At 71.1% G+C, this 15,126-nt stretch carries 13 protein-coding genes; 12 read left to right on the forward strand and 1 reads right to left on the reverse strand.

Annotated elements, in window-relative coordinates; all coding sequences use genetic code 11:
- Positions 1-27: 27 nt before the first annotated feature.
- The 12 genes from IMZ11_RS30655 (at position 28) to IMZ11_RS30705 (ending at position 13,412) form a co-directional block, all read left to right on the forward strand.
- Positions 28-1,410: a 4-hydroxyphenylacetate 3-hydroxylase N-terminal domain-containing protein gene (locus tag IMZ11_RS30655; RefSeq protein WP_228645914.1), complete on the forward strand. Its 1,383-nt coding sequence runs from the start codon at positions 28-30 to the stop codon at positions 1,408-1,410.
- 12 nt (positions 1,411-1,422) lie between these two features.
- Positions 1,423-2,802, forward strand: coding sequence for an acyl-CoA dehydrogenase family protein (locus tag IMZ11_RS30660; protein ID WP_228645915.1), 1,380 nt, complete (start codon positions 1,423-1,425; stop codon positions 2,800-2,802).
- A 10-nt stretch (positions 2,803-2,812) separates the two neighbouring features.
- Positions 2,813-3,922 carry a homogentisate 1,2-dioxygenase gene (locus IMZ11_RS30665; RefSeq protein ID WP_228645916.1) on the forward strand — a complete coding sequence of 370 codons (1,110 nt, stop codon included), beginning with the start codon at positions 2,813-2,815 and terminating at the stop codon, positions 3,920-3,922.
- Positions 3,919-5,106 (forward strand): alpha/beta hydrolase, encoded by a 1,188-nt coding sequence (locus tag IMZ11_RS30670; protein WP_228645917.1) that lies wholly within the window; start codon positions 3,919-3,921, stop codon positions 5,104-5,106. Before IMZ11_RS30665 ends, IMZ11_RS30670 begins: the two co-directional genes overlap by 4 nt.
- Positions 5,103-6,650 (forward strand): class I adenylate-forming enzyme family protein, encoded by a 1,548-nt coding sequence (locus tag IMZ11_RS30675; protein WP_228645918.1) that lies wholly within the window; start codon positions 5,103-5,105, stop codon positions 6,648-6,650. The genes IMZ11_RS30670 and IMZ11_RS30675 overlap by 4 nt, the downstream gene beginning before the upstream one ends.
- Positions 6,647-7,786, forward strand: coding sequence for an acyl-CoA dehydrogenase family protein (locus IMZ11_RS30680; RefSeq protein ID WP_228645919.1), 1,140 nt, complete (start codon positions 6,647-6,649; stop codon positions 7,784-7,786). The genes IMZ11_RS30675 and IMZ11_RS30680 overlap by 4 nt, the downstream gene beginning before the upstream one ends.
- Positions 7,787-7,910: 124 nt before the next feature.
- Positions 7,911-8,036 carry a hypothetical protein gene (locus IMZ11_RS45600; RefSeq protein ID WP_255707352.1) on the forward strand — a complete coding sequence of 42 codons (126 nt, stop codon included), beginning with the start codon at positions 7,911-7,913 and terminating at the stop codon, positions 8,034-8,036.
- Positions 8,037-8,173: 137 nt separating this feature from the next.
- Positions 8,174-9,700, forward strand: coding sequence for an ABC transporter substrate-binding protein (locus tag IMZ11_RS30685; RefSeq protein WP_228645920.1), 1,527 nt, complete (start codon positions 8,174-8,176; stop codon positions 9,698-9,700).
- Between the two features lie 81 nt (positions 9,701-9,781).
- Complete coding sequence (locus IMZ11_RS30690) at positions 9,782-10,741, forward strand: ABC transporter permease (protein ID WP_061253977.1); 960 nt, start codon at positions 9,782-9,784, stop codon at positions 10,739-10,741.
- Positions 10,738-11,613 carry an ABC transporter permease gene (locus tag IMZ11_RS30695; RefSeq protein ID WP_228645921.1) on the forward strand — a complete coding sequence of 292 codons (876 nt, stop codon included), beginning with the start codon at positions 10,738-10,740 and terminating at the stop codon, positions 11,611-11,613. The genes IMZ11_RS30690 and IMZ11_RS30695 overlap by 4 nt, the downstream gene beginning before the upstream one ends.
- Positions 11,606-12,625 (forward strand): ABC transporter ATP-binding protein, encoded by a 1,020-nt coding sequence (locus tag IMZ11_RS30700; protein ID WP_228645922.1) that lies wholly within the window; start codon positions 11,606-11,608, stop codon positions 12,623-12,625. Before IMZ11_RS30695 ends, IMZ11_RS30700 begins: the two co-directional genes overlap by 8 nt.
- Positions 12,597-13,412, forward strand: a complete 816-nt coding sequence (locus tag IMZ11_RS30705; protein ID WP_228645923.1) for an ABC transporter ATP-binding protein — start codon at positions 12,597-12,599, stop codon at positions 13,410-13,412. Before IMZ11_RS30700 ends, IMZ11_RS30705 begins: the two co-directional genes overlap by 29 nt.
- A 91-nt stretch (positions 13,413-13,503) precedes the next feature.
- Here the strand turns inward: IMZ11_RS30705 and IMZ11_RS30710 are convergent, their stop codons facing one another.
- Entirely contained in the window at positions 13,504-15,075 is a 1,572-nt protein-coding gene (locus IMZ11_RS30710; RefSeq protein ID WP_228645924.1) for a sulfatase, read from the reverse strand.
- Between the last annotated feature and the right edge of the window lie 51 nt (positions 15,076-15,126).

Below are 15,126 nucleotides of genomic sequence, written 5' to 3' on the forward strand. Positions count from 1 at the left end.
GCAGCCGCGCGACCCGAGGGATGCACGATGGCGATGATGACCGGGGGCGAGTACCTCGCCTCGCTCGACGACGGAAGGCGGGTCTTCGCCGATGGTCAGGAGATCAAGGATCTTTCCGCCCATCCGCAGTTCGCCACGGCCCTCGACCTGATCGCCGCGGGATACGACGAGCACCACCGGCCGGGGGAGGACGCCTGCGGGCCCTACTTCGCGATCCCCCGGAGCCGCGACGAGCTGAAGCGGCTGCTGGAGGAGCTGCTGCACTGGGACATGGTGACGGTGACGACCTCGCAGGGCCTGCTCGCCCTGCTCACCGCGGCCGCGCGGATCCGGCCGAGCAGCGAGGAGTACGCCCGGCGGATCGAGGACTACTTCGAGTACTGCAAGGACAACGACCTCCGGTGCGTTCAGGCGATCACCGACGCCAAGGGGGACCGGATGCGTTCCCCCGGCGCCCAGGACGACCCGGACGTCTACACCCGCATCGTCGAGCGCCGCCCGGACGGCATCGTCGTCAGGGGAGCGAAGCTGCACATCTCCTCGGCGGCGGTGAGCCACGAACTGGTCGTGATGCCGACCAAGAAGATGAAGCCGGGCGAGGAGGACTGGGCGGTCGCGTGCGCCATCCCGGTGAACTCGCCGGGCGTACGGATCGTCAACACCAACTACGCGCCGCGCGAGCGTACGCCGGACTTCCCGCACAGCTCCCGGCACAACATGCCGGAGGGCTTCGTCATCCTCGACGACGTCTTCGTCCCCAACGAGCGGGTGTTCCTGGCCGGGGAGACCGAGCACTCGGCGACGTTCGCGCACTCACTCGGACTGTGGGAGCGCCTGGGCGGCACCGCGCACCTCGTGGAGATCGGTGACACGCTGGTCGGCCTCGCCCAACTGATCGCCGAGGCGAACGGCACCGAGCGGGTCTCGCACATCCGCGAGAAGATCGCAGAAATGATCATCTACGCGACGCTGGTGCGGGCCGGGCTCGAAGCCGCGATCGCGAACGCCGAGCCGAGCCCGGAGGGCTGGTACTTCCCGAGCGAGCTCTTCACCAACGCGGCCAAGCACTTCGGCGCCGCCGAGTTCAGCGCGATGGTCCGTCACCTGCACGACATCGGAGGCGGCTCCATCGTCACCGCGCCGTCGATCGCCGACCTGGAGCACGAGGAGATCGGCCCGGCGATCCGCAAGTACATGCGGACCAAGGAGGGCGTCGACGGCGAGTACCGCACACGCCTGTTCCACGCGATCCGCGACTACACCGCCGACGCCTTCGGCGGCTGGCAGCTGGTGACCATGCTCCAGTCCGGAGGCGGCCTCTACGCCCAGCGACTCGTCGCGCGCAAGCACTACCCGATGGACAAGGCCAAGGCACTCGGCCTCAAGGTGGCCGGGATCCCGGAGAACTGAGGAGACCGCGCCGTGAAGAACGAGCACGCTCCCGACGTCGCCGGCTTCCGCGACGAGGTCAGGGAGTTCCTGCGGTCCATCGCGGGGGAGTTCGGCGCCGGCGACGGCGACGCGCGAGCAGGTGACACGCGGTCCGGTGACGCGGGGGCCGGTGACACGCGGTCCGGTGACGCGGGGGCCGGTGACACGCGGGCAGGTGACACGCGGGCAGGTGACACGGGCGGCGGTGTCCCGGCCCGGGACGCGGAGCGCTCCGACCGCATCGCCGCCGTCGAGGAACTCGGCGAGGGACACGAGTCCGAGGTGCGCAGAGCCCGTGAGCTTCAGGCGCGGCTCTTCGACGCCGGCCTGGCCTGGCCGAGCGGTCCGCCCGACTGCGGCGGGCGCGGCCTGAGCCCGGAGCACGACCAGGTCCTCGACGACGTCCTCCAGGAGTTGGGATTCCCCTCCCGGGAGGTCCTCTTCGTCGGGCTGCACATCGTCGTACCGGCGATCGACAAGCACGGAACGCCGTCGCTGAGGCGGCGGACGCTGCCCGCGCTGTTCCGCGCGGACATCGTCGGATGCCAGCTCTTCTCCGAGCCCGGCGCCGGGTCCGACCTGGCGGGCGTCACCACGCGGGCCGTACGCGACGGCGACGACTGGATCATCACCGGCCAGAAGGTGTGGACCTCGATGGGCCACCTCGCCGACGTCGGCGAGGCCCTGGTCCGCACCGACCCCGACGCCCCCAAGCACGAGGGGCTGACCATGTTCCTCGTCGACATGCGCGCCCCCGGGGTGACCGTACGGCCGATCCGCCAGATGACCGGAGGAGCGGCGTTCAGCGAGGTCTTCCTCGACGGCGTCCGCGTGCCCGACGCGCACCGCGTCGGCGAGGTCGGGGCGGGGTGGCGGGTCGCGGCCACCAGCCTGGGCAGCGAGCGCGGCTCCATGAGCGGTGTGAACGGCCCGGTCAGCCCGTACGTGCTGGAGCGCCTGGCCACCCTGGTCTCGCGGGTGGACGCGGTCGCCGACCCCGTCCACCGGCAGCGGGTCGCCGCCGCCGTGAGCGCGGTGGTCGCGATGCGGGCCGCGGCCGACCTCCCGGACGGCTCGTGGAGCCACGGGCTGGCCCCCGTGTCGGGTTCCGTCATGAAGATGCTCATGACCAGGGCCGTCGACCAGATCGCGGCGCTCGCCGGCGAGGTCCTCGGCGAGCGCGCGTTCGCCGACCACGGCGAGTGGGACACGTACGCCTGGTCGGAGTTCGTCCTCGGGGCGCCCGCGCTCCACATCGCCGGCGGCACCGACGAGATCCAGCTCGACGTCATCGCGCAGCGCGGGCTGGGGCTTCCCCGCCCGCCCAAGCCCGTCACCCCCCGCACCCGCATCGAAGCGACAACGACGTAAGGACGGTGCCGTGGAATCCTTCATCCAGCTACGTAAGGGGCGCACGCCGCGGCGGATCCACCGCGATCTCGACGGTCTCAAGGACGACGAGATGGGCAGGTCGGGGTTCACCGGCCGCACCGCGCACCTCTACCGCAGGAACGACCCGACCGCCTACCGGGTCGAGGGCACACTGCGCTCCGTGGACGTCCGGACGGGAGAGCTGAGGCCCTCCGACCTCGACGACCCGGACGGCGAGCCGCTGCTCCTCTTCAGCAACCCGGACTGCCGCATCTCGCTGAGCCGCCGCCGCGTGGCCGCCCCCTTCCACGTGCGCAACGTCGACGGGGACGAGCTCTGGTTCGTGCACCGGGGCCACGGCCACGTCGAGACCGAGTTCGGCCGTCTGCCGTACCGGCCGGGCGACTACGTCTACCTGCCGAAGTCGACGACGTACCGGCAGGTTCCCGAGGACGACGCGCACCTGCTCGTCATCGAGGCGCGGGAGGAGTTCCGGGTGCCGGAGGCCGGGGTGCTCGGGCGGCACTTCCCCTACGACTCGTCGCTCGTCACGGTCCCCGAGGCGGAGGCGTTCGACGACGACGGGCGGGCCGAGTACGAGGTGCGGCTCCGGCACTCCGGCGGGCGTACGTCCCTCTTCTATCCCCATCACCCGCTCGACGTCGAAGGCTGGAAGGGAGACAACTTCCCCTTCACGTTCAACATCGACGACTACGACGTGATCACGTCGGAGACCGTCCACCTGCCGCCCACGGTCCACCTGTTCATGCAGGCCACCGGGGTGTACGTGATGCACTTCCTGCCCCGTCCCGTCGAGGCGGCCCCCGGTGCCGAGCGCATGCCGTGGTACCACCGCAACGTCGACTACGACGAGGTCGCCTTCTACCACGGTGGCAGCGTGTTCGGCGTCCAGATGCCGGAGGGCCTGATCTCCCACGCCCCGCAGGGCATCCACCACGGCGTGCCGGAACGGGCCCGCGAGCGGTCCAGGCGGCAGCACGACGTGGATCAGCGGGTCGAGTGGAAGGTCATCTCGATCGACACCCGGCAGCGCCTCGTCCCGAGCGAGGCGATCCTGTCCGCCGTCCAGGCCGAGGTCTCTCCCGAGGTGCAGATATGACCGTCGCCCCTCGTCACGAATACGACCGCATCCCCTATCTGGTGCTGTTCGAGGACCGGTCCGCCTACCGTGACACGTACGGGGGCAGCGGCGAGAACGTGGTGCTGGAGAGTTACCTGCTCAAACCGAGGGACGTGGCCTCCGACACCGTCATCGTCTTCATGCACCCCATCGGGGGCGGCGCGTACCTGCCGATGACGAACGCCCTGCCGAGGGCGGGACACCACGTCATCTACTGCAACAGCCGCTATCGCGGCATCGACAGCGCGCTGATCATGGAGAAGGTGGTCCAGGACCTCGGCGCCTGCGTACGCGACGCCCGTGAGCGGCTCGGCTACCGGAACGTGATCCTGGCGGGCTGGAGCGGAGGCGGCTCGCTGTCGCTGTACTACCAGCAGCAGGCGCAGGCGCCGACGGTCACCCACACCCCGGCGGGCGACCCGATGGACCTCGCCGCGCTCGACCTCCAGCCGGCCGACGGCGTCATGCTCCTCGCCGCGCACGTCAGCAGGCACGGCACACTCACCGAGTGGATGGACGCGTCCATCCTGGACGAGCGCGACCCCGCCAAGCGCGATCCGGAGCTGGACCTGTACGACCCGGCGAACCCCGACCGGCCGCCGTACAGCGCGGAGTTCCTCCAGCGGTACCGCGAGGCGCAGATCGCGCGCAACCGGCGGATCACCGCCTGGGTGAAGGAGTCCCTCGACGACCTGCGCGCGTCGGGACGGCCCCTGGAGGAGCGCGCCTTCGTCACCCACGGCACGATGGCCGACCCCCGCTGGCTCGATCCGGCCGTCGACCCGAACGACCGGGCTCCCGGAGTCTGCTACCTCGGCGATCCCCGCGTCGTGAACATGGGGCCGGTGGGCCTCGCGCGGTTCAGCACCCTGCGGAGCTGGTTGTCGCAGTGGAGCTACGACGACGCGAACGGCGACGGGGTGCGCTGCGCCGCCGACCTGCGCGTCCCCACGCTCGTCATCGGCAACTCGGCGGACGACGCGTGCACGCCCAGCCACACCCGGCGCCTGTACGACGCGGTCGGGCATCCGGACAGGACCCTGCACGTCGTTCAGGGTGCGAACCACTACTACACAGGAAAGGCGCAGGTTCCGCGCCTGGCCGAAGCGGTCGGCACGATCACGAACTGGATGGCGGAGAGGGGCTGGGCCGGATCGCTATGACCAGACAAGAGCAGTGGCCCGATCTCACGATCGACGCCGCCGTCCGCGCGCACGCGCGTACGCGCCCCGACGCGCCCGCGATCGTGGGCCCCGCGTCCTCCCTGACGTGGCGCGAGCTCGACGAGGCGGCCGACCGCGGCGCCGCGTTCCTGGCCGGGCACGGCGTGGGGCCGGGCTCCCGCGTCGGCTGGCTGGGACAGAACGACGTCGCCTTCCCCGCCGTCCTGCTCGCCGTCTGGCGCAGGCGCGCGTCCATGGTGGGGCTGAACTGGCGCCTCCCGACCGCGGGCCAGCGCGAGGCGGTGGCCTTCGTGGATCTCGCGCACCTGGTGTCCACCGCCGAGTTCGCCGAGCGCGGCCAGGAGGCGGCCCACGGTCTCACCACGCATTCGGCGGTGGACTCCACGCTGCCGCTGTGGCCGGACTCTCCCGCGGTGGAGCCCCTGGAACCGGGCTACGACGACGAGGCGATCGTCTACTTCACCTCGGGATCGACCGGCGTTCCGAAGGCGGTTCCGCTGACCCGGCTGGCCAACGAGCTGTCCGTCGCGAACCCGCAGGTCCACCGGTTCACGACCGAGTCGCGGCAGCTGATCGTCCCCCCGGTGTTCCATCTCGCCGGAGCGACCTGGGTGCAGTACGGCCTCCGCTTCGGCACCACGCAGGTGTACGTCGCGGGCGGCGCTCCGGCATCGCTGGTCGAGGAACTGGCCGGGCATCGCATCACGCACACGGTTCTCGTGCCGACCCTGATCCGGGCGATCGTCGACCACCTGAAGAAGCATCCGAGGCCGCTGCCCGACCTGCGGCATGTCGCCTACGGCGCGTCCCCGATCACGGTGAGCCTGCTCAGCGAGGCCATCGACGTGCTGGGATGCGAGCTCTGCCAGATCTACGGCATGACGGAGGCCGGAGCCCCGGTCACCTGCCTCCCGCCGGAGGACCACCGGCTCGATCCGGAGAACGCCGGTCGGCTGGCGTCGGCGGGGCGGCTCGTGGAGAACGTCGAGCTGAGCGTGCGCGACCTGGTGACCGGTGAGGAGGTGCCGGTCGGGACCCCCGGCGAGCTGCACTTCCGCACGCCGTTCATGATGCGCGGCTACATCGGAAGGGACGACGCCACCCGGAGCGTCCTGACCGGCGGCTGGCTCAACACGCGCGACGTCGGCCACCTCGACAGGGACGGCTACGTGCACGTCGAGGGCAGGTCGGACCACATGATCGTGACCGGTGGGGAGAACGTCCATCCGGCCGAGGTCGAGAACGTCATCGACCAGATGCCCGAGATCCTCGAATGCGCGGTGTACGGCGTGCCCGACGACGTGTGGGGGCGGGTGGTGTGCGCCGCCGTCGTCCCCCGCGGCGACGGCGTGACGGAGCAGGCCGTCATCGAGCACTGCAGGAGGTTCCTGCCCGGATACAAGGTGCCCAAGAGGATCAGGATCCTTCCCGAGCTGCCGAGGACGGCGACCGGGAAGATCGTGCGCGCGGCCCTTCTCGCCGGGGAGACCGGCACGGGAGCCGGTGGAGAGGCCGAGAGATGACCGACGACCTGCTGAGTCCCGACGAGGTCAGGGCCGCGCTCCGGGCGTACTTCGCCGACCGGCCGGGCCTGGACGAGACCCGGCTGATCCGTGACGGCGATCCGGCCGTCGCCGGCGCGGGGTTCGACCGGGAGCGCTGGCGCGTGCTCGCCGACGAGGTCGGCCTGCTCGCGATGGCGGCGCCGGAGGAGGCCGACGGTCTCGGCCTGGGCCTCGAACACCTGACCGCCGCGGCCGAGGAGGCGGGCGCGTCCCTCTATCCTGGGCCGTTCCGCGCCTCGGTGCTGCTGGCCTGGGCACTTCGCGCGGGCGGCGCCGCCACCTCCGGCGGCGACCTGATCGGCGATCCGGTCGGCCATGCGGGCGGGGTCCTGACCGGCACCGCGGTCGCGGGTGTGCCCCAGGCGTTCGCGTCGCACGATCCCGGGCTGCGCATGGACGCGGAAGGGCGCGTGTCCGGCGAGGTCCGGCACGTCACGCACGGCCCGGCCGCCGACGTGCTGCTCGCCGTCGCCCGCGCGCCGCACGGTGCCGCCGCCGTCCTGGTGCCGCTCGGCGGCGGGCGGGGATCCGTCACGCGCCGGGCGGCCGGATCCGTCGATCTCACCGCGACGCTCGGCGATCTCCACCTCGACGCGGTCCCGGCGCTGCCCCTGTCGCGGCCGGGAGACGTCGCGACCCTCGCGAGGATCGGCGACGTGGCCCGGCTCCTGCTCGCGGCCGAGCAGGTGGGCGGGGCACAGGGCTGCCTCGACCACGCGGTCGGGTACGCGAAGATCCGCAGCCAGTTCGGCCGGTTGATCGGCGTCAACCAGGCGATCCAGCACCGCTGCGCGGGGATGGCGGTCGACGTCGTCGCGGCGCGCGCGCTCGTCCTCGCCGCCGCGCGGGCGATCGACACGGAGGACGAGCGGGCCCACCTGCTCGTGCTCCTGGCCAAGGCCGAGGCGTCCCAGGTGTTCGGGGCCGCCGCCGAGGCGCTGATCCAGGTGCACGGCGGGATCGGCTTCACGTGGGAGCACGACGCCCACCTTTTCTATCGGCGGGCGAAGGCCACCGCCGTACTCGACGGGCAGCCGGTCCGGCTCAGGGACACCGCCGCGGCGAGCGGGTGTCTCTCGCTGCTCGCCGGCTGAGCTCCCGTACGACGACCACGTACGGCCGGGGCACACGCGCGGCCGGAGACAATCGACCTCGACGAGGTCAACGGGAAGCGGGCCGGACGCCGAGGAGTTCAAGGCGCATCTCGCCAAGGACGTGGTGTTCCCACGCCGTCTCGGACGGGCCGAGGAGTTCGCCTCCCTGGCCCTCGAACTCCTCCAGCACGGCTACATCAACGGCGAGGTGGTCCGCGTCGACGCGGGCGTGCGCCTCCCTCCCGAATAGCCCGAGGTCCGGCCATCTTCGGACCCTTGCCGTAGTTCAGATTCTGAGGATAAAGTCAGTTTCAGGAATCGAGTGTTCCACATCACACTTCTTCCGGAATGCGTGCGCGCCCCGGGAAGGATTCGAGGCCCCCCACTATGAAAAGACGACTCGCGGCGGTCACGGCCGTGCTGGGACTGGGACTGATTTCGGCCTGCGGCGGTTCTGACGATGGCGCGGGCGCCACGAAGGAAGCGCCCGGCGGAGCGTTCACGTTCGGCGCCGTCCTGGCCGACACGACCCTGGACCCCGACCTCATCCCCGTGCGGCAGATGGTGATCTACACCCAGCCGCTGTACGACTCGCTGACATACCTCGCCCCCGACCAGAGCGTCCAGCCGATGCTCGCCACCGAATGGAAGGCCGGCGAGGACGGCGACGGGCCCTACCTCGACGTCACGCTGCGCGAGGGGCTGACGTTCCCCGACGGCACCCCGTTCACCGCCACGACGGTCCTCGCCAACGTGAAGCGGTCGCAGACCCTCAAGCAGAGCACCAACGCCCCCGAACTCGCGGGGGTGACCGTCGAGGAGGCCGGTCCGGCGAAGGTGCGGTTCCGTAACCCGGCCGGCGTGGGGGACCTGCCGCGCACGCTCGCGGGCCCCTCCGGAATGATGATCTCCGACAAGGCCATCGACGGCGGCACGGACCTGATGAGGCAGTCGGCGGGCATCGGGCCGTACACCGTCAAGACCGTCCAGCCCAACCGCATCGTCTACACGAAGAACCCGGACTACTGGGACCCGCAGGCGGCGGCCAGTGACACGCTGGAGATCAACTACCTCACCGACGACGCGAAGCTCAACGCCATCCGTACGGGCGACCTGGACGTCACCGTCGTCCCCGAGCAGATGGTCACGGCCGCGGAGGCCGCGGGCTACAAGATCGAGCGCAGCCTCGGCACGGAGAACTTCTCCTTCTCCTTCAACACCGAGATGAAGCCGTTCGACGACGTGCGCGTCCGGGAGGCCGTCAACCTGGCCGTGGACCGCGAGGCGATCTGCAAGGGGCTCTTCCAGGGCCAGTGCGAGCCGACCGGGCAGTTCTTCGCGGCCGGCAGCGCCCAGTACGACCCCGCCTTCGGGCTCACGGCGGTGCCGTTCGACCTGGAGAAGGCCAAGAAGCTGATCCAGGACGCGGGCGCGACGGGCGCCAAGGCGGAGATCGTCACCGTCGCGGGCAACCAGATCATGGAGCAGCTCGCCTCGGTCCTGCAGCAGCAGATGAACACGATCGGTCTCCAGGTGTCGGTCAGCCCGGTTGCTCCGCCCCAGGTGGTCGGCAAGTTCACCGCGGAGAAGAGCGTCGCGGTGGCCGTCGGCGCCAGCGGCAACACCTTCGACCCCGCTACCACGGTTGCGCGGTACGTCCTGCCGACGGGCCTGTACAACCCGGGCGGCTTCCGCGACGCCGAGGTTGTACGGCTGGCCGCCGAGGCCGTACGGGAGACCGACCAGGACAAACGCACCGAGGTGTACCGGAAGCTCTCGACCGCGGTCATGAAGGACTTCATGTTCATGCCCATCCTGACCACGAAGACGAGCTACGCCACGTCGTCGACGGTCTCGGGATGGCGCAACCCCTGGGCGCCGGCCTTCCCCTCGTTCCGCGGCGTCAAGGGCTGACGCGGCGCAACCGGTCCGCGAAGCGGCCGGGACCGATCGGGTCCCCGAACGGTCCCGGCCAATCCCCCGAAGGCTTGGTCGATGCTCACTCTGATCCTGAGACAGGCCGCGCTGCGCGCCGTCGTCGCCGTACCGACGCTGATCGTGGTCACCTGCTGCACGTACGTCATGCTGTTCTCCATCGGGGACCCCGCGGCCGTCGTGGCCGGAGAGTCCGCCACGCCGGAACAGGTGGCGCAGGTCCGCCAGAGCCTGGGACTGGACCGATCCGTCGTCGCGCAGTACCTGGACTGGCTGGCCCACGCGGTGCGCGGCGACTTCGGGGAGTCGCTCCACCACCGGGGCGACGTCCTCGGTCTGGTCGGCCAGTACCTGCCGGCGACGCTGCTGCTGTCCTTCCTGGCGCTGGCGGTGGCGGTCCTGGCCTCCGTGCTCATGGGAAGCGCGGTCGGCGCGCGCCCCGGGGGGCTCGTGGACCGCGGCCTGGGAGCGGTCGCAGTGCTGGGCATCGCCGTTCCCAACTTCCTGGTCGGCTACGTGCTCATCCTGGTGTTCTCGCTGTGGTTCGGCTGGTTCCCGTCCGGCGGCTACCGGACTCCGGCCGAGGCGGGCCTGCTGACCACTTTCCGGTTCCTGGTGTTGCCGTCCGCGTCGCTCGCTCTCGGACTGATGTGCGTCCAGACGCGCACCTTCCGGGCGTCCCTGATCAAGGAGTACGAGGCCGACTACGTCAGGACCGCCCGGATGAAAGGTGTGTCGCCGAGCGGCGTCTTCTTCCGGCACGTGGCACGCAACGCCTCCGCGCCCTGGGTCACGGTCATCGGCCTGGAGATCGGGGTGCTCATCACCGGCGCGTTGCTGGTGGAGTCGGTGTTCTCGATCCCCGGCATCGGCACCCTGACCCTGGAGGCCGTCCAGGGGCAGGACTTCCCCGTGGTGCAGGCGTTGGTCACCTTGTTCGCCCTGGTCATCCTGGCGGTCAACCTGGTCACCGATCTCATCGCGCTCTGGCTCAATCCCGCGTCGAGGGGGCTGTCATGACCGAGGTGCTGGAAACCGAGCCGGTCCGGGCGGCCGGGCCCGCGGAACCGGCGGCGGGCGCCGGTCGGCGCGTCCGCCTCGGATGGCCGGGAACGCTCGCCCTCGGGTTCGTGCTGACCTGCCTGCTCATCGCGCTGCTCGTGCCGTTCCTCCCGCTCGCGGAACCCAACGAGCAGGACCTGGGCGACACCCTAGCCAGGTACTCCGCCGACCACCTGCTCGGGACCGACCAGCTCGGACGCGACCTGCTCGCCCGGCTGCTCTGGGCGATCCGCACCTCGCTGTTCGCGGGGCTGACGGCGATCGTCGTCGCCACGCTGATCGGGCTTCCCACGGGGATGCTCGCCGGATACCGCCGCGGCTGGTTCGACACGGTCAGCGCCCGGATCGCGGACGTGGTCCTCACCGTCCCCGCGCTCGTGCTCCTGCTCACCGTCCACACCGCGCTCCGTACCGGCATCACGGGGCAGATGGTGACACTCGGGGTGATCTTCGCCCCCCGGATCTACCGCGTCATGCGGGCCGAGACCATCAGGGTGGCGACCATGCCGTACCTGCTGGCCGGCCGGATGTCGGGGTGCTCGCATGCGCGGATCCTGTGGCGGTACCTGCTTCCCGGGATCCGCGCCCAGGTCCGCGTCCAGGTCAGCTACCTGCTCGGGCTCTCCCTGCTGATCGAGGCCGGCATCAGCTTCCTCGGAGTCGGCGTCGAGTCACCGGACGCGAGCCTCGGCACCATGCTCTCCGGAGCGGCGGCCATGCTGGCCTCCGACGCCAGGGTCGTGCTGATCCCCGCGGCGGTGCTGTCCCTGTCGATCCTCAGCCTGAACGTGATCGGTGACATCGAGAGCGAGGGGGAGCGCCGTGGCTAGCGAGCCGGGGGAGACCGTGCTCACGGTCGACAACGTGACCGTGGAGCTGGATCGCCCGCACGAGAGCACGCCGCTGGTCACCGACGTCTCCTTCGCCGTCCGGCGGGGCGAGATGGTGGGGATGGTCGGCGAGTCCGGCTCCGGGAAGAGCCTGACCGCGTCGGCGGTGGCGGGCCTGCTGCCCCGCGGTGTACGGCTGGCGCGTGGCGCCGTCGAGATCGACGGCCGGGCGGCCGGTACGGACGCGACCGCGCGTACCCGGCACGACGGCGTGGCGATGGTCTTCCAGAACCCCATGACCAGCCTGAACCCCTCGATGCGGGTGGGAGACCAGGTGGCCGAGGCGATCAGGCTCCGGCGGCCGGGGACCTCCCGCCGCGACGCGCGCAAGGAGGCGGTGGAGGTCCTCGAACGCGTCGAGATCACCCGTCCCGCGGAGCGCGCCCGCCAGTATCCGTTCGAGTTCTCCGGCGGCATGCGGCAACGCGTCATGATCGCCATATCGATCGCGCACCGCCCGTCCGTCCTCGTCGCGGACGAGCCGACCACGGCGCTGGACGTGACCGTGCAACGAGGGGTGATGGACCTCCTCGACCGGCTCCGCGCCGACATGGGGCTCGCCGTGCTCCTCGTGTCCCACGATCTCGCCCTCGTGGGCGAACGGTGCGACCGGCTGCTCGTGATGTACGCCGGAGAGCTGGTGGAGCAGGGCGAGACGGAGAACGTGCTGCGACGCCCGCTGCACCCCTATGTCCGCGCACTCCAGCGGTGCACCCCGGAACACGCCATCGCGGCCGGCGGCCTGTACTCCCTTCCCGGGCGGGTTCCGCAGGCGGGCGAGGTGCGCACGGGATGCAGGTTCGCGGCCCGGTGCGAGCTTCGCACGGCGGAGTGCGACGAGACGCACCCCACCCTGGACGCCTACGTGCCCGGCCATCTCGTACGGTGCGTCCACGTCGGCCGTCCGGAACAGGATCACCACCATGAGCGTCGAGCGGAAGGCGGAGTCTGACGTGCTCGTCGAGGTCGAGTCGGTCACCAAGACCTACCGCACGGGGAACGGGCTGCGCCGGGGCGCGCCGACCGTCGCGGTCAACGGCGTCAGCCTGCGGATCGCCCAGGGCGAATGGGTGGGCGTCGTCGGCGAGTCCGGCTCGGGAAAGTCGACCCTGGCCGGCATCGTCTGCGGCGTCGTCCGGCCCGACTCCGGGTCCGTACGCGTCGCGGGCCAGGAGATGTACGCGCGTCGCGGGATGGACCGGACCATCTGGAAGACGGTCCAGATGGTCTTCCAGGATCCGTACACCTCGCTCAACCCGGCGATGACCATCACGGAGATCGTGGCCGAGCCGCTGCGTCTCTGGCACGGCGTGGACAGGCGCGCGGCCGACCGGCAGGCGATGGCGTTGCTGGACCAGGTCGGCCTGTCGTCCGCGGTGGCCGGGCGCAGGCCGGGTGGCCTGTCCGGCGGGCAGCGGCAGCGCGCCTCCATCGCCCGCGCGCTGGCCGTGTCCCCGTCGCTGATCGTGCTCGACGAGTCGGTGTCGGCCCTGGACGTCTCCGTGCAGGCGCAGATCCTGCAGCTCCTGCTCGACCTCAAGCGGGAGCGCGACCTCGCCTACCTGCTGATCAGCCATGACATCAGCGTCATCCGGCTCGTCTGCGACCGGATCCTCGTCATGAACAGGGGCGAGGTGGTCGACGAGCACTCGGCCGCGAGCCTGACCGAGGAGACGGCCGACCACCCCTACACCCGCCGCCTCCTCTCGGCCGCGCCGAGGATGACCGCGTCCGGGTGACCGGGTCCGGGTGACCGGGTCCCGTCGCGTGCGTGCGGCGGGACCCGTACGGCGTGGCCATCCCGCCGTCGTCAGCGTTACCCCATCGCCGTCATCCCATCGCCACGGGGCGCAGCCGCGGCTCGCGGGCGGGGGCGAGATGCGCGCGGAGATCGGCCACGAGCGCGGCGCGCACGTCGGCCACGGCGGGTTCGTCCCACCGGTTGACCCACTGGTGCGGATCCTCCTCCAGGTCGTACAGCTCACCTTCGCCGCCGTCGTAGACGATCTCGCGCTCCGGCGGGCTCATGGCGAAGCTCGCGTACCGGTCGGCCTTCGGCATCCCGTACTCGCGGTCCGTGGGCTCGTAGACGGTGCAGATCCAGCCGTCCTTCACGATCGTCCTCAGCCGGTAGCCCGTGTCGAGCTGGCTGTCCCACTCGATGATCGCCCGTTCCCGGCCCGAGCCCTTCGCGGTGGGGAGCGGAGCGCCCTGCATCCATTCGGGTACGGGAACGCCCGCGATCCGGCAGAACGTGGGGGCCAGGTCGACCTGCTCCACGGGCTCGGGCACCACCGCCGGGGGCACCTCCGCAGACCTGGCCGGCCGCCAGATCGTCGGCAGCCGCAGCAGCGCGTCGACGTGGTAGGGCCCCTTGAACAGCAGCCCGAGGTCCCCCTGGAACTCGCCGTGGTCCGTCGTGACGATGACGTCGGTGGCGTCACCCCATCCGCGTTCCTCGATCCTGTCCAGCACGCGCCCGAACGCCTCGTCGAGCATCTCGTTCTTGGCGTGGACCAGCGCGTTGATCTCGCGGATCTGGTCGTGGCTCAGCGCGGCGGGGACGAAGTCGCCGGGGGCGCCGTCGACGTTGGGGACCGAGCCGTCGTACCACGCGAGCCAGTGCGCCGGCCGGTCGGCCAGGATCTCGCGGATCCGCTCGTCGGAGCCGGGGTGTCCCGCCGGGAGGTCCAGGTCACGCCAGTCGACGCGGGCGCTCTCGGAGGCGGGCAGGTCCCAGGGATGGTGCGGGTCCGGGAAGCTCATCCAGCAGAACCAGTCGTCGTCCTCGTCGAGGGAGTCGAGCCACGCGATCACCCGGTCGGCGACCCAGTCGGTGTGGTAGTGCTCGCGCGGGATCGGGTTGGGCGCGACGCCCGGAGCCCCGGTGTCCCCTCCCGGCGCGGTGGAGAACGTGCGGAGGAACCCGCCGTCCTCGCCCTGGTGGTTCTCCCGCAGCCAGTTGGCGTAATGCGAGGCGCCGAAGGTGCCGTGCCCGGCGAACTCCACGTGCTCGAACCCTCGGTAGGGGCCGTGCTCCCCGGCCAGCGCGAGCCGGTTCTGCTCGTACAGCCCCGCCGGGTCGGCGATCGGCTCGAAGTGGACCTTGCCGATGAGGGCGGTGCGATAGCCCGCGTCAGTCAGCACCTGGGCGACGCTCGGCGCGTCCGGCGGCAGCGGGACGCCGTTGGCGATCACGCCGTGCGTCCGGGGGTACTGCCCGGTGAGCATGCTCGACCGTGCCGGGCTGCACACCGCGTTCGCGCAGTAGGCCCGCTCGTACCGGACGCCCTCCGCGGCCAGGCCGTCCGTCACCGGTGTTCTGGCGATCGTCCCACCGTTGCACCCGTAGGCGTCGTAGCGCTGCTGGTCGGTGGTGATGAAGAGAATCTTGCGCCCCATGCTGCCGTCCTCCGGTCTCGCGTCGACGCCGGTGCTCGCGATGCGCGCTCC

Origin of the sequence: Microtetraspora sp. AC03309 (genome assembly GCF_020826795.1) — a bacterium.
GTDB classification, from domain to species: domain Bacteria; phylum Actinomycetota; class Actinomycetes; order Streptosporangiales; family Streptosporangiaceae; genus Microtetraspora; species Microtetraspora glauca.